Genomic DNA, 21859 nt, shown 5'->3' with positions numbered 1-21859 from the left:
CAGAGGCGCAGAGAAATTGAGAAAGGTATGAGCTATTGGGAATTGATTGCAACATCACAACCCACTAGCCCATAACCAAATTAACCGCGAAGAACGCGAAGTTCCACTAAGGTTGGATTTTTTGGTTCTCTGAGGCTTGTACAAAACTCAGGTTTCCAATTAACCTAACATTCGTGCTCTTCGTGTCCTTCGTGGTTTAACTCAATAGTTATTTCCAGCTATCGTTGCGGGTGACGCTGCCGCTACCGGGCGTGCTAAACGTGCGGTTCGTCCCGCTTTCCCAGGTTACATTGCCTGAGCCATCTTTTTTGATGTATTTGTATTCGATGGCGGTGTTAGCTGGCAAGTTGATCGTTTTGCTCCACACTGGGTAGCTTGCTGATGAGAGCAGCACAGCATTGGCGGTATTCCAACTGCCGAGCGCCGCAACATTGCCAATGACATACACATTTTGGCCCCAAACCGTGGTGGCGTTTTCGTTGAAGGTCACAGCAATGGTGCTGCTTGGTGGGGTGGTTGGCACTGGTGGGGTGGTTGGTACTGGCGTTGGGTTGGTGCCATTGATTTTTGCCCCACCGTGAATCGCCACTGAATCCATTGCTGCCACCGTGATCGTTGCTTGACCACTGCCATTGACGCTGACGGTTGGGCCGGAACAAACCCCATTGGTGAAATCGCCGTGAATCACATCGCAATAAGTGCCTGCTGGCAAGCCAGTTGCAAAGGTGCGGCTTAAGCTATTGCCTTCGCGGTTGATTGCCACAAAGCCCAAGTTGCCACGGCTGAACGAGATTTGATTATTGCCATTCGACCACCAGTTGCTGGTGCTAAATGCGCTGCTAGTGTAGTTGCGGAAGCCAACCATGTTGGCGATGCCGCGCCAGCGATGCTCACAAACCCAGTTGCTGCCGCCACAATCGGCGGTGTTGCCATTGTAAACATTGCTGCTTGGTGGCCCTTGGTCGCCATTGCTGAAATTGTAGCTCGACATAACTTGAGGATAGCCATATGGCCAAGCTAGAGCGAAGACGTTGGCAAGTTCGTAGAGTTTGCCATCTTTGAAGGTGACCACGTTGCCAGCGCCACCATGGCCGCGTTGGTTATCGTGGTTATCGGTAAAGACCACAGCGCTATCGCTGGCGATAAAGCCCCATGGCGTGCCGAAGTTGCTCATATTGGCGAGCTTATCGGTTTTGAACATACGGCCAATGTTGGTGCTATATTTGAACTCCGTTACATCGCCGTTGCCGGTATATTCGCCAGAGGTAATTGGCTCACCGCCTTGGTCAATCACTTCTTGATAGATGTATGGATTATTGGCGCGGCTCATAATGTTGGCGATATCGGCGGCAGGCATGTGTTTGGCTGCATCGATGCGGAAGCCAGCCACGCCCAAGCCACGCAGATCATTCAGATAGGCAGCCAATTTGCCGCGGACATAATCTGATTCGGTTTTGAGGTCGGCGAGGTTCACCAACTCACAATTTTGCACTTCCCAGCGATCTTGATAGTTGCTAATATCATCGTTGCCATTGCGGCCACAGTGGTGGAAGTCTTGGTTTTGGTAGTTGCCTGGGTAGTTGTAGCTGCTATAGCTGGTGCCAGCAACGCCAGTGCCGCTGCCAACGCCAGTCATGTGGTTGATCACAGCATCGACATAAATATCAACGCCAACTGCTTTACAGCGGGAAACCATGTTGGCAAATTCGGCGCGGGTGCCGGAGCGGCTTTGAATTTGATAACTGACTGGTTGATAGCGCGTCCACCATTGTGCGCCTTGGATATGTTCTTGAGGTGGTGAGACTTGAACCGCTGCGAAGCCTTTGGGTCCGAGCCAATTTTCGCATTCTTTGGCAATGTCAGTCCATTTCCATTCGAACAAGTGGACGAAAGCCGTGCGCGGCGTCGTTTGAGCTTGGGTTGCTCGTGGAGTGGTTCCAAGGAAGCCAACCGAGAAGATGATCACAACCAAGACGAACAGTGTCAACCGCGCGATTGCGCGAGTGGTCCGTGACATAAACGACCCTCCTTTGGGACGTGAACGGTTGATCGAGTCAGGTCTGCTGGATGATACTCAGGCCTAGGATGATCGAGATCACACAGCATCTACGGGGAATGAATCAACAGCGATTCATCGAGCCACTATCAATTTGTTTACAGATCGAACAAAGTTTTAGCCCTAGAAAAATACCGTCGTACAAAACTGGAATGTTGGTTGGCGTTGTCAGCACGATTAGGCAAATGTCCCGATTTGGGCTGGTACTTTTGGTTCGTTCGTTTGTTGGACGAAGTATACACAAGCGATTTGGGCTTGTCAAGCAAAAATTGGACTAAACATTTAGCTTTTTAATAATTTAGCTTATGCAGCTCATGATGAGTCTTTTCATTCAAGGTTATGGTTGTTAATCAAGGATTGCAGTTCAGCATCCAGTGTTTGTCACCACCGTTCCGTCCCGCCTCAAGGCGGGAGACGCAGGGGTTTTCAGCCCCTGCACCCCAAATATTCATGCATTGGAGTGTTGCTGTGCATCTTTTACCCCCAAACTTCGCACTCTTCGTGGATCAAACCTTCGCGCTCTTCGTGGTTTCCGTTTACCCGACCCCAACCCGATCCCTGACTACTGACCCCTCGCTCACCACCCTCTGTTGCCAACCCCGATGATTTTCCGCTAGCCAAAAGCCAAGATCCTTCTCCCCTTCGTGCGCTTCGTGGATCAAAACATTGCGCTCTTCGCGGTTCCGACCCCCAGCACCCGATCCCTAATCCCTAATCCCCAACCCCTAGCAGATTGTTGCGGCACTTTTGTGACAATTGCCACAAAAGTAGCAAAATGGTTGACGTTGGGGATAAAAATGTGGCTAGGCTCATGCGTGCTATGGCGATTTCTGCCCGTTACAAAGGGATTGAGCCTATTCTTGACTAATGTTAACAAGTTTGACAAGAGCATAGCCATCCTTTATACTTGAGAATGTGCAAAAAAGCACAAAATCCCAACAGTCGTGAAAGTTGTATTGCCCAGCGTTGTGCAGAGCCAGCAGTGTACCGCTTTACGATGGGCCTATAAACGCGGAGGGATCGCCTTGTCCACAAAACAAAAGGTAATTATAGCGGTCGCACTTACCGCAGTGATCGGGATTGCTTTGCGCATATTCCTGCCTGTTGGTACGCCGCTGGTTTCGGTACGAGCCGAAGAATTGTTCCACATTGGTGGTTATACGATCACGAACTCGCTGGTGCTGACATGGATTGTGATGGCACTCTTGATCGTTCTTTCGGTGATTGGCACCAGCAAATTGCGCAGTGGCAACACCGAAGCCTTGAAGCACCCACGTGGTCTCCAGAACGCTTTGGAATATGCGGTTGAAATGTTCTACAACACCATGCAAGGGGTTAGCCCCAAGTTTGCAGGGCGTTTCTTTGTGGTCGTTGCTACGATCTTCTTTTTGGTTCTGCCATCAAACTGGTTTGGTTTGGTGCCAGGCGTTGGCTCAATTGGGTTGTGCTATAGCCACAGCGCCGAGCATGCCGCCGCCCCAAACTACGTTGCAACCGCTGGCATCAGCACTGATGTTGCTGCACCAGTTTTGGCTGCTGCAGCTGAAGGTGGCAACTATACCAACAACTGCCCAAGCGGCACGGCCTTCCACCCATTCTTGCGCCCAGGTAGCGCCGACTTGAACATGACCTTGGCTTTGGCCTTGATCTCGTTCGCGGTGACTGAATTCTGGGGCTTCCGCTCATTGGGCTTTGGCTACTTAGGCAAGTTCTTCAACATCAAAGGTGGCCCAATTCAAACTGCGGTTGGGATCATCGAATTGATTTCGGAATTTGCGCGGATTGTCTCGTTTGCCTTCCGGCTTTTCGGCAACATCTTTGCCGGTGAAGTTGTGCTCTTGGTAATGGCATTCCTGTTCCCAACCTTGCTATCTCTGCCATTCTACGGCCTCGAACTCTTCGTTGGCTTGATTCAAGCCTTCGTGTTCGCGATGTTGACGATGGCATTTATCGATATGGCTGCTGAATCGCATGGCGATCATGGCCACGAAGAACACGCGCACTAAGCGCTTGATCGACGCAAACTAACGGTTTGATCATACACTTTTCTTTTGACTACTTATTGACACTCAGTTTTGGAGGATTCAGCTCATGACCGATCAAGGTGTACGCCTTATTGCAGCGGCCTTGGCTATTGCTTTATCGACCCTCGGCCCTGGTATTGGTATTGGGATGTTGGTATCGGGCGCATTGCAGTCAATTGCTCGCAATCCTGAAACCGAAGGCACAATCCGCACCAATATGTTCGTCGGTATCGCTTTGACAGAAGGTCTCGCGATCTTCGGTCTGGTTATTTCGTTGTTGATTGGTTTCGAAGTTATCTAAGAGCCAAGCCGCTGACGAACGACGATTCAATGACACTATTCCTGCAAGCGCCATGCACCTAGTTGGCGTGGCGCTCTTGCTAAGGGGGATGTAATGGATAAGCTTGGGGTCGATCTCCCACTGCTACTCTCACAAATTGTCAACTTCTCATTGTTGGCGATTTTGTTGAATATGTTTCTCTACAAACCAATTTTGAATGCCCTGCAAGCTCGCTCAGAACGCATTCGCGAGAGCTTGGATAACGCTGAAAAAGTGAAGCAACAATTGGCTCGGGTTGATGCAGACTACGATGCGAAGCTGCAAGAAGCTCGCCGTGAAGGTCAAACCATCATCAGCCAAGCGCAAGAACGCGCTCGGGCGCAAGAAGCCGAATTGTTGGTTGTTGCTCGCAATAATGCTGCCAAAATTGAAGAAGAAGCTCGTAATAAAGCCGAACAAGATCGCCAACAAATGTTGCGTGGCTTGCAAGGCCAATTGGCTTCTTTGGTTACCGAAACCGCCAGCAATGTGCTTGGTCGCGAACTGCAAACTAAAGGTCACGACGAGTTGATCAATAAATCAATTGACCAACTTGGGAGGCTGAATTAATGAGCAGCCGCGAACCCGCAAGCTACGCCCGCGCTGTCTATGATTCACTCGTTGCAGCGCTCAAAGCCGAAGGCCAAGAAGATCTCTTGCCAAGCGTGCTGGATGAGTTGGTGCAGTTGGCGCGTTCGGGCGGCCCAACCGCGGCTGAAGTTACAAGTGCCGTAGAACTGAGCGCTGAACAACGCACCAAGATCGCCAACGATCTCAAGGCGCGTTATGGCGCATTGCTCGACATCACCTACAAAGTCGATCCAGAAATTCTGGGCGGCTTGTTGGTGCGTGTTGGCGATAAGGTGCTTGATTCAACTCTCCGCCAACGCCTCAACGCAGTCCAACGCAATATGATGGCCGGTTAACTGTGAGAAGTGCTGAAGCACCAGCTTCATCCTTCATACTTCGATCATAGAGGCAAACAATGGCTGTAACAACAGAAGATATTCTTAGTCGTCTTAAAGCCAGCGTTCAGCAACCAATCAGCGCTGACCCAACTGCGGTCAACGTTGGTACGGTTGCTAGCGTTGGTGACGGCGTAGCGCGGATCTCAGGTCTGCGTGATGTTATGGCTTCGGAGTTGCTTGAATTCAAGCAAACGAAGTCAGGCGAAACCGTCATGGGCATCGCGCTGAACTTGGAAAAAGATAACGTCGCTGCCGTTATTTTGGGCGATTATCTCGAAATTGAAGAAGGCGACTTGGTACGCTCAACTGGCAAGATTATTTCTGTGCCAGTTGGTCAAGAGTTGCTTGGCCGCGTCGTTGACCCACTGGGCCGCCCACTCGATGGCAAAGGCCCAATCAGCGCAACCAAAACCCGCGAAGTCGAACGGATCGCCCCCGGGGTGATCGAGCGTAAATCGGTTAGCCAACCAGTGCAAACTGGGATTTTGGCGATCGACGCCTTGATTCCAATCGGGCGTGGTCAACGCGAGTTGATCATCGGTGACCGCCAAACTGGTAAGACTGCGATCGCGATCGATACGATCATCAACCAACGCGGTCAGGGCATGGTGTGTGTGTATGTAGCTATCGGCCAAAAGCGCTCGAAAGTGGCTCAAACCATCACCACGCTTGAGCAAAATGGCGCGATGGATTACACCATCGTGGTCAATGCTTCAGCCTCAGAATCAGCAGCATTGCAATACATCGCCCCTTACTCAGGCTGTGCCATCGCTGAAGAAGTGATGGAAGGCGGCGTGACGGTCGATGGCAACATCGTCAAAGATGCCTTGATCATCTATGACGATTTGTCGAAGCACGCTGTGGCTTATCGCCAAGTGTCGTTGTTGCTGCGCCGCCCTCCAGGCCGCGAAGCCTACCCTGGCGACGTGTTCTACTTGCACTCACGCTTGTTGGAACGGGCTGCTCGTTTGAGCGATGCCAATGGCGGCGGTTCGATTACGGCCTTGCCAATCATCGAAACCCAAGCCAACGACGTTTCGGCCTACATTCCTACCAACGTGATTTCGATCACCGACGGTCAAATCTTCTTGGAATCGGACTTGTTCTATGCTGGCCAACGTCCAGCTTTGAACGTGGGTATTTCGGTGAGCCGCGTCGGTTCATCGGCCCAAACCAAAGCCATGAAGACCGTTGCTGGTAAGATGAAGCTCGAATTGGCCCAGTTCCGCGAATTGGCAGCCTTTGCTATGTTTGCCTCCGACTTGGATGCAGGCACCAAAGCCCAAATCGAACGCGGGCAACGCCTTTCGGAATTGCTCAAGCAACCACAATACCAACCAATCGCTTTGGAAGACCAAGTGATTATTCTGTGGGTTGCTGGGAACGGCTTCTTGGACGATGTTCCAGTTGCTCGGATCAACGACTTCAAGCGCGATTTCTGGCAGTTTATCCACAGCAGCTATGCTGAGGTTGGCCGCAGCATCGCCAGCGAAAAAGTCTTGAGCGAAGCAACCATCGCCAACTTACGCAAAGCCGTGACCGAATTCAAGCAAACGGCGAGTTATAAATAGATAGGGGTTAGGGGCTGGGGGTCAGGGGTCAGTTAAACCTTGATCCCGCCCTTGCCTCAATCTCTTTCTTTACGAGGATTTTATGGCTTCAGCACGAGAAATTCGGCGGCGGATCAAGAGTGTCAAGAACACTGGCAAAATCACCAAAGCGATGGAGCTAGTGTCGGCCTCGAAGATGCGTCGCGCTCAACGAAACGTGCTTGCAACCCGTCCGTATGCCGATCGCCTGTACGATGTTATGGGCGAGTTGACAATGCGTTCGATGGGTGGCAGCTCGAAACACCCGTTGTTGCAGCCGCATCCCACAGTAACTCGTGTTGCGTTGATTTTGATCACGCCCGACCGTGGGCTGTGCGGTGCGCTTAATTCAAACTTGACGCGTGCAGCGGCTCGCTTTATCACAGATCAAAAAAGCCAAGGTCGTAGTGTTTCAGTCATCGCTGTCGGCAAAAAAGGTCGCGATTTCATCTTGCGGGCTGGTCAAAAGCTCGATTCTGAAATTATTGGTTTGGGCGATGCGCCACCGCTGGTGGATGTATTGCCTGCTGCCACAACCGCGATCAACGGCTATAGCCCCGATGCGAATGGCAACTATGCCTACGATGAAGTCTACTTGCTTTGTGCTGAGTTCGTAAACACCTTGGTGCAACGGCCAAAATTGCGCCGTTTCTTGCCAGTCGAAGCCCCAGGCAACGCTGGTGCAACCAAGGTCGATTACTCATACGAACCAAGCCAAGAAGATGTGCTTGACCAATTATTGCCACGCTTTATTGAAGTGCAGCTCTACCAAGCCATCCTTGAATCAATTGCAAGTGAACATTCGGCCCGGATGATGGCCATGCGCAATGCCAACGACAATGCCAAAGAGTTGGTGCGCGACTTGACCCTGACCTACAACAAGGCTCGGCAAGCAGCCATTACCACTGAGATTAGCGAAATCGCCGCTGGTGCAACAGCGCTCAACCAATAATCAGCTAGTTTTGGCTAGCGATTGTTGACCATTTGGAGAATTCCATGGCAACTGGAAAGATTTTACAAATTACTGGCGTGGTTATCGACGCAGAATTTCCTGCCGATGGCCTGCCACAAATTTATAACGCGTTGGAAATTCCCTTGGGCCAAGGCCGATCCTCGCTGATCTGCGAAGTCCAACAACAGTTGGGCGATAGCGTCGTGCGCGCGGTCGCAATGTCCACCACCGACGGCCTTGTCCGTGGGATGGACGTTATCGACACTGGCGCACCAATCAGTGTGCCAGTCGGGCCAGAAACCTTGGGTCGGGTGTTCGACGTTCAAGGTCGGCCAATCGACGGTGAAGGCGCTGTTGGTACAACCAAAACAATGCCAATTCACCGCCCAGCCCCAACCTTCGAAGAACAATCAAACCGCGCTGAGTTGTTCGAAACCGGCATCAAAGTCATCGACTTGATCGCACCCTTCACCAAGGGTGGCAAAACCGGTGTGTTCGGCGGCGCAGGCGTGGGCAAGACCGTTATTATCCAAGAGTTGATTTCGAATATCGCTAAAGAACAATCCGGTTACTCGGTGTTCGCAGGCGTAGGCGAGCGCTCACGTGAAGGTAACGACTTGATCCACGAAATGAAGGATTCGAAGATTCCTGGCACCGACCAAACCGTGTTCGATAAAACGGTGATGGTGTTCGGCCAGATGAACGAACCACCAGGCGCTCGCTTGCGGGTGGCGCTTTCAGCCTTGACTATGGCTGAATACTTCCGCGAAGAAGGCCGCGACGTGCTATTGTTCGTCGATAACATCTTCCGCTTTACCCAAGCAGGCTCGGAAGTGTCGGCGCTCTTGGGCCGGATGCCTTCACAGGTGGGTTACCAACCAACCCTTGGTACCGAGATGGGTGAATTGCAAGAACGCATCACCTCGACCAAAACTGGCTCGATTACCTCGTTGCAAGCAGTATACGTGCCTGCTGATGACTACACCGACCCAGCTCCAGCAACAACCTTTGCCCACTTGGATGCAACGATTTCGCTGGAACGCTCGATCTCGGAAAAAGGTATCTACCCTGCGGTAGACCCACTAGCCTCGACCAGCCGGATTCTCGACCCCAACATTGTGGGCGAAGAACACTACCGCGTCGCGACCGAAGTCCAACGGATGTTGCAACGCTACAAAGACTTGCAAGATATTATTGCAATCTTGGGTGTCGAAGAATTGTCAGACGACGACAAATTGACAGTTTCCCGCGCCCGCAAGCTCGAACGCTTCTTCTCACAACCATTCGGCGTGGCTGAAGTGTTTACCAACATTCCAGGCAAGTACGTCGCCGTTGGCGATACTGTTAAGAGCTTTGCCCGCGTTCTCGCCGGCGAGTTCGACCACATTCCCGAAAGCTTCTTCTTTATGAAGGGTGGCATCGACGATGTGGTAGCCGCCTACGACGCATCAAAGCAATAAGCGATCAATGATTATGCGACCCTGCGCCGGCTGGAACGGGCATTATACCCGCCCCATTCCGGCGCATTGTCTATAATCGCTGTGAGGATGTATGCCACTCCAATTGGAAATCGTCACCGCTGAGCGCGTGGTTCTTTCCGAAGAAGTCGATATGGTTAGCGCTCCTTCGTATGAAGGTCGGGTGGGGATTTTGCCTCGCCACGAGCCACTATTGACTGTCTTGCAACCAGGCGAATTGCACTATGTAAAAAATGGTGTTAGCATGCCCTACGCCATCAGCGGCGGCTTCATGGAAGTCTTGCCAAATCGGGTAACGATTTTGGCCGATACCGCTGAACGCGCTGATGAAATCGATGAAGCACGGGCTGAACAAGCACGCGCCAAAGCTGAACAAGCTGTGCGCGATCGCCAAGGCGCTGTCGATGTTGCTCAGGCCGAAATTGCCCTGCGCCGCGCTACGGTTCGTTTGCAAGTTGCCAAGCTGCGCCGCAACCGTCAACAATAGCAAGCATGAGTCGAAAGAACATCAGCTAGCACCCATGGCATGCAAACCAGTGGTAATCGCTTGGTGTTCTTTCTTCGTTTGGAATAACTAAGGTATGGCACGAAAAATTGGGATTGACCTAGGCACGGCCAATGTGCTTGTCTACATCAAGGGCAAAGGAATTGCCTTGTCCGAGCCGTCGGTGGTCGCGCTCTCGCGCAAAACTAATAAGATTCGCGCAGTTGGCACTGATGCCCTCGCGATGCTTGGCCGTGAACCAGAAAGCGTTGAGGTTATTCGCCCAATGCTCAATGGGGTTATCGCCGATTATGAAACCACCAAGGCGATGTTGGAGCACTTTATTGATAAAACCCGTGGCTTTGGCAAGCCCGATGTGATGATCTGTATTCCGGCTGGGGTAACCACCGTTGAAATGCGGGCCGTGCGTGATGCCGCGCGTAAAGCTGGCGCCCGCCGCGCCTATTTGATTCGTGAGCCACTTGCTGCTGCGATTGGCGCGAATATTCCGGTGGCTCAACCATCTGGCAACTTGATTATTGATATTGGTGGTGGTACAACTGAAGTTGCCGTAATTTCGCTCAACGATATTGTGGTGAGCAATTCGGTACGGGTTGGTGGCAATAAGTTCGATGAAGCCATCGCCGCCTATATCAAACGTAAATATAATATGATGATCGGCGAACGGACTGCTGAAAGTATTAAAATTGAAATTGGTTCAGCCTTGCCGCTCGACCGACCATTGACCATGCAAGTGCGTGGCCGCGACCAAGTTGCTGGCTTGCCACGCACAATCGAGGTCGATTCCAACGAAATTACCGATGCGATTCAAGAGCCGCTTGAAGCAATTATCAGCGCTGTGCGCTCGGTCTTGGTCGAAACGCCACCAGAATTATCATCGGATATTATTGATAAAGGCATGGTAATGACTGGCGGTGGCTCGATGCTCCGCCGGATCAACGAATTGCTGACCGAAGTAACCGGCGTGCCCTGTTATGTTGCCGACCAGCCCGCCAACTGCGTGGCCATCGGCACAGGTCTTGCCCTAGAAAATCTCGAAATTCTCCGCGAAAGTTTGTCGGGGAGTGATATAAATTAGGGGTCGGTTGTTGGGGGTCGGGGATCGGTAGTGCTTGGGATTCAATCATAGCTATTTGCTAAATTGATTTCTAGACCCTGATCTCCAACGATCAGCCACCAAGTAGTTGTTTTATGGTTTTGGATCGGTGAATTTTGGGCTTGCTCAAATCTCCCAGCCCCCGATCCCCATCAACCAGTCCCCAATCATGATTATTCAACGTTGAATGATCGCATTGGCAATTGACATTTATGCAAGCTGGCAGGAATGCTGGCCCATTCATTGAAGTAATGAACTGAGTAGTTTTGGGCTACGGTTGTTGCTTCAGCGAGGTTTTCTATGGATATGCGCGATGATGCGCGGCTCGCCAATGAAGTCGAGAAGCTAACCCATACAGCGGATGCGCTTTCGCTTGACGCGAAGGATCGTATGCGTGAGGTTGTTGCTCCTAAAATTGAGGCTGCGGTTGCCCAACGCGAGGCAATGGTCGCCGAATTAACCAGTGAACCTGTCCAGGCTCCAGCCAGCGAATTAGCTAAGGCTGACCCCCGCCGTGTGACAATTACCCAAGTGCGCAATCACCCCCATACCTATGCCTACCTTGACGCTGCCAACCAGCAGCTCAAGCTGATTGGCTATACTGAGCATGGTCGTCGCCATGCTTCTTTGGTTGGCCACATTGGGGCGAATGTCTTGCGGCGACTTAACTTTTCGGCGCGCGAGATTGAGCTGGCCGAAATTGCTGGCTTGTTGCACGACATTGGCAATAGCATCAATCGCAACGATCACGGCCAAACTGGGGCAATTCTGGCCAAAGATATTTTGAGCAGCCTCGCGATGCCAATCGACGAGATCATCACGATTATGGGTGCGATTGGCAATCACGAGGAAGAACGCGGCCATGCGGTTTCAACGGTGGCGGCGGCGCTGATTTTGGCCGACAAATCTGATGTCCATCGTTCGCGGGTGCAAAATAGCGATCCCACGACCTTTGATATTCATGATCGGGTTAATTACGCCGCGACCAAATCGTTCTTGCGGGTTGATAGCGAGCAACGGCGTGTTACACTGCAATTGACGATCGACACCGAGATGGCCTCGGTGATGGATTATTTTGAGATATTTCTCTCGCGAATGGTAATGTGCCGCAGGGCTGCCGAGTTTCTTGGCAGTCGCTTTGGGCTTTCGATAAACGATGTATCGGTGTTGTAGCTGCTACGCTAGCTGGCTCACCAAGCGCAGGTTAAACGCGCTTGTGCTGGTGGTAGCCGCTACGGCAGTTTAATCTATTTCTCTTTACTAAAGGAGCCATCTCATGACCGAACGAGCCGTATTAAGTGAAGGCGACACTGTAGGCGCTAATTTACATGTCAAGCAAGCCTATCGCAACTTAACGGTGCCGCAATTGGTGGAAGCTGCGCTCAAACGGGGCGAAGCCGTTTTATCGGCTACTGGGGCTGTCGTTGCCACCACGGGCGCCCGCACGGGTCGTTCTGCAGATGATAAGTTTGTGGTGGAAACACCTGCAGCCGTGTCAATGCACTGGACGAAATTCCATAAAGCTATGCAGCCCGAAACCTATGCCACGATCAAGGCCAAGGCGTTGGCGCACATGGCCGAACGTGAGATGTTTGTTTTAGATGCCAGCGCTGGCGCTGATCCGGCCTATGCGTTGCCAATTCGTGTGGTGACCGAGTATGCCTGGCATAACTTGTTCGCTAAGCAATTGTTCCGCGATGCGATCAGTAGCGATCAACAACCCCAATGGACAGTGCTCAACTTGCCAAGTTTGAAACTTGATCCAGCGGTCGATGGTTCGCGCTCAGAAGTTGCCGCCATGATCAATCTCGATGAAAAATTGATTTTGATTGTGGGCACTGAATACGCTGGCGAGATCAAGAAATCGATCTTTACGGTGTTGAACATGGTGCTGCCAAGCCAAAACGTGATGCCAATGCACTGCTCAGCCAATATTGGCAGCAAAGGCGATGTGGCCTTGTTCTTCGGGCTTTCGGGCACGGGCAAAACCACCCTCTCAGCCGACCCCGAACGGATTTTGATTGGCGATGATGAGCATGGTTGGAGCGCCAACGGCGTGTTCAACTTTGAAGGCGGCTGCTATGCCAAGTGTATTCGCTTGCGCCGCGAATCGGAGCCAGAAATTTTCGATGCAATTCGCTATGGGGCTGTGCTCGAAAATGTGGTGCTCAGCGATAGCCGCGATCCCAATTATGATGATGCGTCGTTGACCGAAAACACCCGCGCCGCCTATCCCTTGGAATACATTCCCAACGTCAGCGAAACAGGTATGGGCGGCCAACCAGAAACAATCATCTTCTTGACCGCTGATGCCTTTGGGGTCTTGCCGCCAATCGCCAAGCTCAGCCCTGAACAAGCGATGTACCACTTCTTGTCGGGCTATACCGCCAAGTTGGCAGGCACCGAAACGGGCGTTGGCTCGGAGCCACAAGCAACGTTTAGTACCTGCTTTGGCGCACCGTTTATGCCATTGCATCCAACTGTTTACGCCGATTTGCTCGGCCAAAAAATGCGCGAACACAAAGTGCGAGTATTTTTGGTCAACACTGGCTGGACTGGCGGAGCCTTCGGGGTTGGCAAGCGCATGAGCTTGCGCGATACCCGCACGATGGTGCATGCCGCATTGGAAGGCAAGCTCGATAATGTGGAAATGTGGCACGATGAGCGTTTCAACCTCGATGTGCCTGTGGCAATCGAAGGCGTTGATAACAGCGTGTTGCAACCACGCCAAACCTGGGCCGATGCCAGCGAATACGATCGGGTTGCCGATGATTTGGCCGCTCGCTTCCGTAAAAACTTCGAGCAATATGCCGAACGCGCTGGCGAAACCGTGGTAAACGCCGGGCCACAAGCGTAGGCTTTTTGATCCACGAAGGACACGAAGAGCACGAATGTTGGGTTTCGTGGTTGCCTGAGATTTCTACAATTATCAGGCAACTACTCAATTAACCTTAGCTTAGCGCCCTTCGCGTTCTTCGCGGTTACGAGATACGTTTTTAACCACGAAGGACACGAAGGGCACGAATGTTGGGTAAGGTGGTTGCCTGAAATTTCTACAATTATTAGGCAACCACTCAATCAGCCTTAACTTCGTGTAACTTCGTGCTCTTCGTGGATCAACGAAAAATTCCTGTTGTCTCGCCTATCCTTGGTATTTGCAAACAATCTCCGCTAACCCTCAGTCAATAGCCCTTCGTGTAGCTTCGTGTCCTTCGTGGATCAATATAAAATTTTGGTATTTCCAATCTATCTCCGATAGCCCAAAGCCAATAACTCTTCGTGTACCTTCGTGCTCTTCGTGGATCAACAAAAAATTCCTGCCCCCTCATTCAGACACTCCTTGCACAAGCCTCGATCTTCTCGGATAATGCTGATATGCAAACAGTTATACTCGATCAGCAACAATTGAATTCGCACTATGGCTTGCTGACTGTGGCCTCGCCGCAACTTGCCAGCGCGCAGCCAGGCCAATGGGCAATGCTGCATCATGGCTTGGGCAACGACCCATTCTTGCGCAGTCGAGCTTGGATTATTGCGACCAATCGTAGTAGCACCGCCACCTTGGCCTTGGATTTGCACGACCCACTCTTGGCGACGATTGCGCGCATGCCCAAAGCCAGCGAGCTTGATGTGCTTGGGCCGTTGGGCCGACCGCTGAGTAGCGATGGCCAAAAAGCAACGTTGCTGATTGCTGAGGGCAATGCAATCTACAGCATGTTGTTCTATGCCCAACGCATCAGCGAAACGGGCGCGCCTGTGCTGCTGCTTGCCAGCGCCAGCGATGAGTTGCGCGTGCCGCCATTTGTGCTGCCAGCAGAGATTGAATATTTGGCAACCAGCGACGATGTGCTTGATTTGCTGGAAAGTAGCGGCAAACTTGATTCGCCGTTGGTTTGGGCCAATCGTTTGTTAGCCGCAGGCAGCATCGATTTGGCGAATCGTTTGAGCCAACGGATTCGCCGCGAGCGTTATGCTTGGCAACAAGGCTTTGCCTCATTTATCGTTGATCAAGCCTACCCATGCGGGATTGGCATGTGTGGCGCGTGTTGGCAGAATACCCGTCAACAGCCAAAATTGTTGTGTAGCCATGGCCCAGCGCTTGATCTGCGCGAATTGAGCTAACTTAATCGGCATAATTTCGGATAAAATATTGATAACCTGATCCAAATAAGCAATGGCGCTTATCGCTAGGAGATGTACATGTTACCCGATTACCGCCCCGAACCGTTTGTCGATTTCAGTGTTAAAGCCAATGCCGATGCCATGCGCACGGCGCTTAGTAAAGTTGGCGATGAATTAGGCCGGACGTATCCGCTGCTAATTGGTGGCGAACATATCGAATTGGCCGACACCTTCGATTCACTGAATCCGGCCAAGCCAAGCCAAGTTGTTGGCAGTTTTGCCAAGGCAACGGTTGAGCATGCCAATCAAGCGGTCGAAGTTGCCGCGACAGCGTTTGAAACATGGCGCAACGTTGCGGCAGAAGAACGCGCTCGCTATTTGTTCCGCGCTGCGGCTGTGATGCGCCGCCGTAAGTTTGAATTTATGGCATGGTTGGTTTACGAAGTGAGCAAAAGTTGGGCTGAGGCCGATGCAGATGTGGCCGAAGCTATCGATTTTATGGAATATTATGGTCGCCAAGCGATTAAGTTTGGTGGCCCGCAACCAGTCGTTGCCTACAACGGCGAAGAAAACGAACTCCGCTATATCCCGCTCGGCGTGACCGTGGTTATTCCACCATGGAACTTTGCCTTGGCAATTATGGTTGGTATGACCACTGCCGCGATTGCCGCTGGCAATACGGTTGTGCTGAAGCCAGCCTCGGCCTCGCCAGCAATTGCCGCCCAATTTGTGCGCTTGTTGGTCGAAGAAGCTGGCTTGCCCGATGGCGTGGTCAATTTCGTGCCTGGCTCTGGCGGCGCAATGGGCGATGCCTTGGTTGATCACGCCAAAACCCGCGTGATTGCCTTCACTGGCTCGAAAGAAATTGGCCTGCGGATTTTCGAACGCTCAGCGAAATTGCAACCAGGCCAAATCTGGCTTAAACGCACGATCTTAGAAATGGGTGGCAAAGATGGGATTGTGGTTGATGAAACCGCCGATCTCGATGCTGCCGCCGATGCGATTGTGGCCTCGGCCTTTGGCTTCCAAGGCCAAAAATGTTCGGCTTGTTCGCGGGCAATTATCGTCGAGAGCGTGTATGATTCAGTCTTGAAGAAGGTTGTTGATCGCACCAAGAAACTCACTATGGGCGATCCAACCGATCCCAAGCAGCACATGGGCGCTGTGGTCGATCAAAAAGCCTTCGACAAAATTCGCGAATACATTGAAATTGGCAAGAGCGAAGGCCGTTTGATGCTCGGTGGCGAAACTGGCGATCCAGCAGATGGCTATTTCATTCCGCCAACAATTATTGCCGATATTGCCCCCGAAGCTCGGCTCTCGTTGGAAGAAATTTTCGGGCCAGTCTTGGCGTTTATCAAAGCTAACGACTGGAAGCATGCGCTGCAAATTGCCAATAACACCGAATATGGCCTGACTGGCGCAGTATTCAGCCGCTCCCGCGAACGGCTCGAAGAAGCTCGCCGCGATTTCCATGTTGGCAACTTGTATTTCAACCGCAAGTGTACTGGCGCTTTGGTTGGGGTGCAACCGTTTGGTGGCTTCAACATGAGCGGCACCGACTCCAAAGCTGGCGGCCCCGATTACCTCTTGTTGTTCACTCAAGCCAAAACGATTACCGATCGCTTCTAAAAAACTGGGATGCAGCATGGAGTTAACTCCATGCTGCATCCCGTTAACAATAAAAAAGCCCGATGGATATCGGGTTGGCAGCCTCACCAGATCAAACGTTGTTCTAGGCTACTTGCAGCACCAATTGGGCAATCACGCTGCGCAGCTTCACGAAATCCAGCGGCTTCAAAAGATATTCGCTACAGCCAGCAGCAATTGCATGGCTGCGATACTCGTTGCTGCCAAAAGCGGTCATAGCAATAATTGGCAGATGCTTGGTGCTGCTATTGGTGCGTAACTGCTTGGCCACGGTTAAACCATCAATGCCTGGCAACGCCAGATCCAATAACACCAAGGCTGGGCGAACAAGCGGAATCTGCTTTAACGCTTCACTCCCATTGTGAGCGCCAACCACCGTATAGCCATCTAACTCTAGAAGACGCGCGAGAATAATGTGAGTGTCTGGTTGATCATCAACAATATATAAACAAGCCATACCTGCTCCAGTGTCCGGAGAGCTCGAAAATCACGCTCGCTGTGTCGGCAAACACTCGTTGGACAATAGGAATTGAGTCCTCGATTGGATAGTTCCTTTAATTAGCATGCAGGGTAACATAGATAGATAGCACTGACAAGCATTAAAGGTATAAAAAACTTAATTTTTTCTGAAAAATAAGTTTTATCAATTTGCTAGCTTAGTGAGCTACCCTTGGGATTAACCAAGCACGCTTCTAGGCGATTCTAATCGGCCAAAAGCCTACTGGTTAAGCTCCAAGGGTGGCTCGTTTTTAGGTGTAGTTCAAGGCTTGGCGTAGCTGTTGCAGAATCGTAAAAGTATATAAATCGTTAACAATTAGGCTGGGCCAAGTTTGCGGGGCTGCGAGGTTAACCCAGCCAACTTCAGCAATGCCTGCACTTGGATCGTTGGGATTAGGCGTTTCATAGCCAGGTTTTGGCCTGCCAGCAATAATCCGGCAACGATAGGTTTTAAAGGCTTGATAGGTTGGGTCAGGCTGATCCTGTTGGTGCAGAATCAGCCCTTCAACCGCAACTTGCACGCCAAGCTCCTCCCACGCTTCGCGTTCGACACAGGCGATTTCGCTTTCCTCAGGCTCGCGTCCGCCGCCGGGCAACAGCCAAAAATTGCTCGTTGCATCAGCAAAGCGAATCATTAAAAGCTGGTCGTGCTCAATAATCGCAATTTGATAGCGGGTATGGCGGAGGGTTGCCATTTAGATATCGCAGCCTTGGGTTAATGTTTGAATCAGCACCGTCGTAGGCCCACTGTCTTGCAGATAGCCGCTGTTTAAGCGCCAAACCTCTGCTTGTTTGCTCGCGCCATAACAGCCTACCCAAAGCGCGTTGGTATCGGCCAAAACAATCGTTTGCAGAAAAGCCGCAGCCGCAGTTTCAACTGGGTTTACATTCACATAGACGCTCAGTTGCTTGCTTTGGCGTAGTTTATCGGGCACATTGGGCAAGGTTCCCTCAACCCATGTTTCAGCAGTTTTGGCCGAATCTCCCTGCGCAAGCGCGGCATAGTAGCTAAACAGCACCTCGGGAATCGTGGTTTGGGTGCTAAGTGGCAATTGCGCAAGCGGCGTGCCACATTCACGGGCCTGTTGATCGAGCACGCCCAAAACATCATTGCTGCTGGTGGGCATCGATTTGCTTGAACTCAAGCGCCATGGGCTATTCACGTCGGCCCGAGTCGCCACATAACAGGCTGTATCTGCGCGCGCGCCGCCATCCTTCATGCCGAGCAACACAATCCCTGCCATGCGCGCTTCGGTTTGGTTGGCGTTCACCATTGGAGCTGTCACCAACCCCACCACTGCATCGATGCCAAAGAAACTTGCGTTGAATCCAGCCTGATCAATCCCGCCTGGTGGGCTAGCCCAATAGCTATAGGCCCGTTCATACTCTTGGCGATTAAGCGCGTTGACCAGCGAACCAAACAGCTTAATCGGGCTGGTCTGATCATCAAACGCTGCGACCAGCGGCACTTGAGGCGCACCGACTACTGCTGTGGCCTCGGTTGTGGTTGCGGTTGCTGCTGCCTCGGCTTGGGTTGGGCTAGGCTCAGCTTGCAAGGTTGGGCCAACGGTTGGTGTTTGGGTTTGGTTGCTACAGCCAGCCAAGAGTACTATCAATAGCAAGCAAGCGCGCTGTAAAAAGAGCTTCATCGATCAAACTCCTTTATTCTTTCCAGGTGGTTTTGCTTTGCCAATCGGCGCGCGCCAACGGTTTGGGGGTTACGGCAGGCTTGCCAACATACAAAAAGCCCAACAATTTGGTTGGGGCTTCAAAGCCCACGGTTTTGGCCACAAGCTCGTGGGTTCCAATCGCGCCGCTCGACCATTTGGCGGCCAAACCAAGCTGCGCCGCCATAATGTGGGCATTTTGGACTGCCATCGCCACCGCTGCTAGTTCTTCCCATTCAGGATTTTTGGGCTGTGGCTGCATGCCAAGTGCAATCCAGACTGGCGCCATCCAAACTTTATCGCGTTGCTTTGCCTCTTGAAATGGATCGCCTTGGGCGGCGGCAACCAAGGCTGCGCCCAATTCTGCCCGCGCAGCGCCAGTATAGACCACAAAGCGCCATGGCTCGGTCACGCCATGGCTTGGAGCCAAGGTCGCTGCCTGTAAAATTAATTCAATCGCTGAGCGCTCGATTGGCTCAGGAGAAACTTCTTTTAAGCCGTATGATCGGCGTTGGGCCAAAATGGCCAAAACTTCGCTGCTCGTTGCCATTGCCAAACCTCATCAACTAAATCAATTGCGCTTTAAAGAGTAGCATGAATCAATCGAGCCTGTAATTACCAGCCAAAAGCTTGGGCTTCCCAACTGAGCAAATCGCCCTCGATATGTTCGGTGCAGCCAAGTTGCTCCAACATCAGCATAATTTGGGCGCGATGATGCATACTATGGGTAATTAAGTGGCCAATCGTGCCACCATAGGTTTTTTGGGTTGGCGGATCATCCAAGCCATCGGTATATACTGCATCCCAGCGTTGTTCGCGGCTGATGCTGCGCGCAATCGTGGCAAAATCTTTCCCAGCAGCCCCCAAGCGTTGCAATAAACCTTCGATCGAGGTATCGCTCAAATCGCGCACTGGGCGCTCGGCCATGAGATCGCACCAAGCTTCCATGTTTTCGATAATATGCTCGAAACATTGACGCAAACTCCGTTGATCGATTGGAAACTGGCGATCAAGTTGCTCCGGCGTGAGGCTTTGAGCTTGCAATAATAATTGGCGAGTTGTCCAAACATCATGGCCAAGTAAACGATCTAACAAATCCATAGCTTAATTCCCATCTACCTTAAGATCCAAGGGTGTAGTATACAGCACAAATGTATCATTATTTCAGCTCACAAGGAGCTTGTTTCGCTGAACTACGGCCATCTGCTATACTGTAGGGATAAAGCCACCTGCATTTAGGGAAGACCATGATGGATAAGCTCCCACCTACGTTTTACCGCCGCCGTTTTGTTGATGGTCGCCATCATGTGTTCCATTCGTATGGATTTGGTCGGGTTGTGCGCAACGATGCTGAGGTTTTGATCTATGACTGGTCGCTTGGCACGCCGCAGCGCATTACCGATACGCTTGGCTGGGGTAGCAATGCACCACGCACTCGGCTATTTGATCAACGAGCCTCGCGGGCGTTTGGGCGTTCGTGGTGGTGGCGTTCGCGGCCACTCAATATCACCAGCATGTATGATGAATGGGGCAATTTGATTGTCCAGCGCATCGATTTTGCCAGCAAAGCTATTGATATTAGCGGCAGTTTTTATCAAACTGATCTCTATCTTGATTGTTTTGTGGCTGCCAATGGCGTGACCCATGTGGTCGAAGATGAAGATGAAGTGATCGAGGCCAATCAAATTGGCTTGCTAAGCAATCAGCAGCGCGAGATGATTGAAACTGAGCTTGATCGTGTGCGCAATCTGATGCGTGCTGGTACATGGCTCAGTTGGCTCGAAACCATCGCCGGAACGCCATTTGATCGCAGATTTTTGCCCAAAGCACGCAACTACGATGGTTTTTGGCAATCGCGGGCTAGCTATTGGCCGGAGGATTAACATGGCGCTCGATTGTAGTGTCGTGATTATTTCGTGGAACGTGGCAGATTTGCTGCGTCAATGTCTCACCTCAATCGACCAATCGCTGGCTGCTAGCACCTACACCTATGAAGTGATTGTGGTCGATAATGCCTCGCACGATGCTTCGGTTGCGATGGTTCGCCATGAATTTCCCAGTGTCCAGATCATCGAAACAGGGGCGAATTTAGGCTATGCTGGCGGCGTTAATGTTGGGGTTGCGGCAGCCCAAGGTCAATGGATTTTGGTGCTCAATCCTGATACAGTTATGCAAGCAGATGCAATTCCTCAGTTGCTGGATTGGGCGCAAGCGCACCCCGCTGCGAGTGTGATTGGGCCGCAATTGCGCTACCCCGATGGCTCAATTCAATCGTCACGTCGCCGCTTACCCACCAAAGCCAGCTACTTTTTCGAAAGCACGTTGCTAGAACGCTGGTGGCCTGCTAATCCTTGGGCTGCTGCCTATCGTTGCGCCGATCTGCCTGACGATCAGCCGCAGCAGGTCGAATGGTTGATGGGTGCTGCCTTGTTGGTACGCAAATCGGCAATCGAGCAAGCAGGCGCGATGGATCGGCGCTTCTGGATGTATTCTGAGGAAGTCGATTGGCAAGCTCGCTTGGGGCGGTTTGGGCCAATTTGGTATGTGCCGCAAGCAGTGATTATTCACCACGAAGGCAAATCGAGCGAACAAGCGCCAGCCCGCAAACATTGGGCCTTCCAACAATCGAAGCTGCGCTATGCAGCCTTGTACGAAGGCCCAGCCTTTGCTACCGCCTTACACTTCTTTTTAGCAAGCAGCTATTTGTATGAGCTACTGGTTGAGAGCGCTAAGTGGCTGCTTGGGCATAAACGCCAATTGCGTTGGCAGCGCATGCAGATCTATTGGCAGGTGCTGCGCCAATTTGGCTAGGCTCTGTCTGATAATTCAGGATACCGATGTCGCTGGTGCAAGGATACGCACCAAGCGTTGAATCATCGCCAGATGGACGAATCCGAGATAGTTCAGGGCCAGTTTCTCAAATCGCGTGGCCACC

Annotated in this window: 21 protein-coding genes; 15 read left to right on the top strand and 6 right to left on the bottom strand. The window is 51.8% G+C overall.

The genetic code is table 11. The features are described 5' to 3' along the window. Nucleotides 1-208: 208 nt before the first annotated feature. Nucleotides 209-2017 carry a carbohydrate-binding module family 20 domain-containing protein gene (locus SE18_RS11530; protein ID WP_054534614.1) on the bottom strand — a complete coding sequence of 603 codons (1809 nt, stop codon included), beginning with the start codon at nucleotides 2015-2017 and terminating at the stop codon, nucleotides 209-211. 1064 nt (nucleotides 2018-3081) lie between these two features. Here SE18_RS11530 and atpB point away from each other — a divergent pair. The 13 genes from atpB to pruA all read left to right on the top strand — a co-directional run bounded on the left by atpB (nucleotide 3082) and on the right by pruA (nucleotide 16741). Beyond that, nucleotides 3082-4062, top strand: a complete 981-nt coding sequence (gene atpB / locus SE18_RS11520; RefSeq protein ID WP_083469885.1) for a F0F1 ATP synthase subunit A — start codon at nucleotides 3082-3084, stop codon at nucleotides 4060-4062. 85 nt (nucleotides 4063-4147) lie between these two features. Next, complete coding sequence (atpE, locus tag SE18_RS11515) at nucleotides 4148-4381, top strand: ATP synthase F0 subunit C (protein WP_054534611.1); 234 nt, start codon at nucleotides 4148-4150, stop codon at nucleotides 4379-4381. A gap of 93 nt (nucleotides 4382-4474) precedes the next feature. Further along, complete coding sequence (locus SE18_RS11510) at nucleotides 4475-4969, top strand: F0F1 ATP synthase subunit B (protein WP_054534610.1); 495 nt, start codon at nucleotides 4475-4477, stop codon at nucleotides 4967-4969. Beyond that, nucleotides 4969-5325 carry an ATP synthase F1 subunit delta gene (atpH, locus tag SE18_RS11505; RefSeq protein ID WP_054534609.1) on the top strand — a complete coding sequence of 119 codons (357 nt, stop codon included), beginning with the start codon at nucleotides 4969-4971 and terminating at the stop codon, nucleotides 5323-5325. Before SE18_RS11510 ends, atpH begins: the two co-directional genes overlap by 1 nt. A 59-nt stretch (nucleotides 5326-5384) precedes the next feature. Continuing rightward, on the top strand, nucleotides 5385-6938 hold the full coding sequence (atpA, locus tag SE18_RS11500) for a F0F1 ATP synthase subunit alpha (RefSeq protein ID WP_054534608.1): 1554 nt from the start codon (nucleotides 5385-5387) through the stop codon (nucleotides 6936-6938). An 82-nt stretch (nucleotides 6939-7020) separates the two neighbouring features. Beyond that, a complete protein-coding gene (locus tag SE18_RS11495) occupies nucleotides 7021-7908 on the top strand; it encodes a F0F1 ATP synthase subunit gamma (RefSeq protein WP_054534607.1) in 888 nt (295 codons plus the stop codon). A 44-nt stretch (nucleotides 7909-7952) separates the two neighbouring features. After that, nucleotides 7953-9368 (top strand): F0F1 ATP synthase subunit beta, encoded by a 1416-nt coding sequence (atpD, locus tag SE18_RS11490; RefSeq protein WP_054534606.1) that lies wholly within the window; start codon nucleotides 7953-7955, stop codon nucleotides 9366-9368. A 91-nt stretch (nucleotides 9369-9459) separates the two neighbouring features. Then, nucleotides 9460-9873, top strand: a complete 414-nt coding sequence (locus SE18_RS11485; protein WP_054534605.1) for a F0F1 ATP synthase subunit epsilon — start codon at nucleotides 9460-9462, stop codon at nucleotides 9871-9873. 94 nt (nucleotides 9874-9967) lie between these two features. Next, complete coding sequence (mreB, locus tag SE18_RS11480; protein WP_054534604.1) at nucleotides 9968-10969, top strand: rod shape-determining protein; 1002 nt, start codon at nucleotides 9968-9970, stop codon at nucleotides 10967-10969. Nucleotides 10970-11287: 318 nt separating this feature from the next. Beyond that, the gene (locus SE18_RS11475) at nucleotides 11288-12160 is read left to right on the top strand and encodes an HD domain-containing protein (protein ID WP_152976624.1); all 873 of its coding nucleotides are present in this window, start codon (nucleotides 11288-11290) and stop codon (nucleotides 12158-12160) included. Between the two features lie 103 nt (nucleotides 12161-12263). Beyond that, entirely contained in the window at nucleotides 12264-13844 is a 1581-nt protein-coding gene (gene pckA / locus SE18_RS11470; RefSeq protein WP_054534603.1) for a phosphoenolpyruvate carboxykinase (ATP), read from the top strand. Nucleotides 13845-14362: 518 nt separating this feature from the next. Then, the gene (locus SE18_RS11465; RefSeq protein WP_054534602.1) at nucleotides 14363-15109 is read left to right on the top strand and encodes an iron-sulfur cluster-binding protein; all 747 of its coding nucleotides are present in this window, start codon (nucleotides 14363-14365) and stop codon (nucleotides 15107-15109) included. 78 nt (nucleotides 15110-15187) lie between these two features. Further along, on the top strand, nucleotides 15188-16741 hold the full coding sequence (gene pruA / locus SE18_RS11460; protein ID WP_054534601.1) for an L-glutamate gamma-semialdehyde dehydrogenase: 1554 nt from the start codon (nucleotides 15188-15190) through the stop codon (nucleotides 16739-16741). 103 nt (nucleotides 16742-16844) lie between these two features. Here the strand turns inward: pruA and SE18_RS11455 are convergent, their stop codons facing one another. From SE18_RS11455 to SE18_RS11435, 5 genes are all read right to left on the bottom strand, one after another. Continuing rightward, on the bottom strand, nucleotides 16845-17216 hold the full coding sequence (locus SE18_RS11455; RefSeq protein ID WP_054534600.1) for a response regulator: 372 nt from the start codon (nucleotides 17214-17216) through the stop codon (nucleotides 16845-16847). Between the two features lie 292 nt (nucleotides 17217-17508). Then, complete coding sequence (locus SE18_RS11450) at nucleotides 17509-17952, bottom strand: NUDIX domain-containing protein (protein ID WP_054534599.1); 444 nt, start codon at nucleotides 17950-17952, stop codon at nucleotides 17509-17511. Continuing rightward, nucleotides 17953-18906 (bottom strand): hypothetical protein, encoded by a 954-nt coding sequence (locus tag SE18_RS11445; protein WP_054534598.1) that lies wholly within the window; start codon nucleotides 18904-18906, stop codon nucleotides 17953-17955. It abuts the gene before it with no gap. Nucleotides 18907-18919: 13 nt separating this feature from the next. After that, nucleotides 18920-19474: a nitroreductase family protein gene (locus tag SE18_RS11440; protein WP_054534597.1), complete on the bottom strand. Its 555-nt coding sequence runs from the start codon at nucleotides 19472-19474 to the stop codon at nucleotides 18920-18922. Nucleotides 19475-19539: 65 nt separating this feature from the next. Then, nucleotides 19540-20025 carry a DinB family protein gene (locus SE18_RS11435; RefSeq protein ID WP_054534596.1) on the bottom strand — a complete coding sequence of 162 codons (486 nt, stop codon included), beginning with the start codon at nucleotides 20023-20025 and terminating at the stop codon, nucleotides 19540-19542. A gap of 149 nt (nucleotides 20026-20174) precedes the next feature. Here SE18_RS11435 and SE18_RS11430 point away from each other — a divergent pair, with 149 nt between their 5' ends. Further along, nucleotides 20175-20807 carry a hypothetical protein gene (locus tag SE18_RS11430; RefSeq protein ID WP_054534595.1) on the top strand — a complete coding sequence of 211 codons (633 nt, stop codon included), beginning with the start codon at nucleotides 20175-20177 and terminating at the stop codon, nucleotides 20805-20807. Between the two features lies 1 nt (nucleotide 20808). Further along, nucleotides 20809-21735, top strand: coding sequence for a glycosyltransferase family 2 protein (locus tag SE18_RS11425; RefSeq protein WP_054534594.1), 927 nt, complete (start codon nucleotides 20809-20811; stop codon nucleotides 21733-21735). Nucleotides 21736-21859 lie beyond the last annotated feature (124 nt).

This window comes from Herpetosiphon geysericola (assembly GCF_001306135.1).
GTDB classification, from domain to species: domain Bacteria; phylum Chloroflexota; class Chloroflexia; order Chloroflexales; family Herpetosiphonaceae; genus Herpetosiphon; species Herpetosiphon geysericola.
Note: the sequence above shows the minus strand (reverse complement) of the source record. Positions and strands in the feature narration are given on the sequence as shown.

Excerpts from the sequence above, each read along its gene's own strand:
- SE18_RS11530 (WP_054534614.1), bottom strand. The coding sequence starts at position 2,017 with ATGTCACGGACCACTCGCGCAATCGCGCGGTTGACACTGTTCGTCTTG.
- atpE (WP_054534611.1), top strand. The coding sequence starts at position 4,148 with ATGACCGATCAAGGTGTACGCCTTATTGCAGCGGCCTTGGCTATTGCT.
- SE18_RS11510 (WP_054534610.1), top strand. The coding sequence starts at position 4,475 with ATGGATAAGCTTGGGGTCGATCTCCCACTGCTACTCTCACAAATTGTC.
- atpH (WP_054534609.1), top strand. The coding sequence starts at position 4,969 with ATGAGCAGCCGCGAACCCGCAAGCTACGCCCGCGCTGTCTATGATTCA.
- atpA (WP_054534608.1), top strand. The coding sequence starts at position 5,385 with ATGGCTGTAACAACAGAAGATATTCTTAGTCGTCTTAAAGCCAGCGTT.
- SE18_RS11495 (WP_054534607.1), top strand. The coding sequence starts at position 7,021 with ATGGCTTCAGCACGAGAAATTCGGCGGCGGATCAAGAGTGTCAAGAAC.
- atpD (WP_054534606.1), top strand. The coding sequence starts at position 7,953 with ATGGCAACTGGAAAGATTTTACAAATTACTGGCGTGGTTATCGACGCA.
- SE18_RS11485 (WP_054534605.1), top strand. The coding sequence starts at position 9,460 with ATGCCACTCCAATTGGAAATCGTCACCGCTGAGCGCGTGGTTCTTTCC.
- mreB (WP_054534604.1), top strand. The coding sequence starts at position 9,968 with ATGGCACGAAAAATTGGGATTGACCTAGGCACGGCCAATGTGCTTGTC.
- SE18_RS11475 (WP_152976624.1), top strand. The coding sequence starts at position 11,288 with ATGGATATGCGCGATGATGCGCGGCTCGCCAATGAAGTCGAGAAGCTA.
- pckA (WP_054534603.1), top strand. The coding sequence starts at position 12,264 with ATGACCGAACGAGCCGTATTAAGTGAAGGCGACACTGTAGGCGCTAAT.
- SE18_RS11465 (WP_054534602.1), top strand. The coding sequence starts at position 14,363 with ATGCAAACAGTTATACTCGATCAGCAACAATTGAATTCGCACTATGGC.
- pruA (WP_054534601.1), top strand. The coding sequence starts at position 15,188 with ATGTTACCCGATTACCGCCCCGAACCGTTTGTCGATTTCAGTGTTAAA.
- SE18_RS11455 (WP_054534600.1), bottom strand. The coding sequence starts at position 17,216 with ATGGCTTGTTTATATATTGTTGATGATCAACCAGACACTCACATTATT.
- SE18_RS11450 (WP_054534599.1), bottom strand. The coding sequence starts at position 17,952 with ATGGCAACCCTCCGCCATACCCGCTATCAAATTGCGATTATTGAGCAC.
- SE18_RS11445 (WP_054534598.1), bottom strand. The coding sequence starts at position 18,906 with ATGAAGCTCTTTTTACAGCGCGCTTGCTTGCTATTGATAGTACTCTTG.
- SE18_RS11440 (WP_054534597.1), bottom strand. The coding sequence starts at position 19,474 with ATGGCAACGAGCAGCGAAGTTTTGGCCATTTTGGCCCAACGCCGATCA.
- SE18_RS11435 (WP_054534596.1), bottom strand. The coding sequence starts at position 20,025 with ATGGATTTGTTAGATCGTTTACTTGGCCATGATGTTTGGACAACTCGC.
- SE18_RS11430 (WP_054534595.1), top strand. The coding sequence starts at position 20,175 with ATGGATAAGCTCCCACCTACGTTTTACCGCCGCCGTTTTGTTGATGGT.
- SE18_RS11425 (WP_054534594.1), top strand. The coding sequence starts at position 20,809 with ATGGCGCTCGATTGTAGTGTCGTGATTATTTCGTGGAACGTGGCAGAT.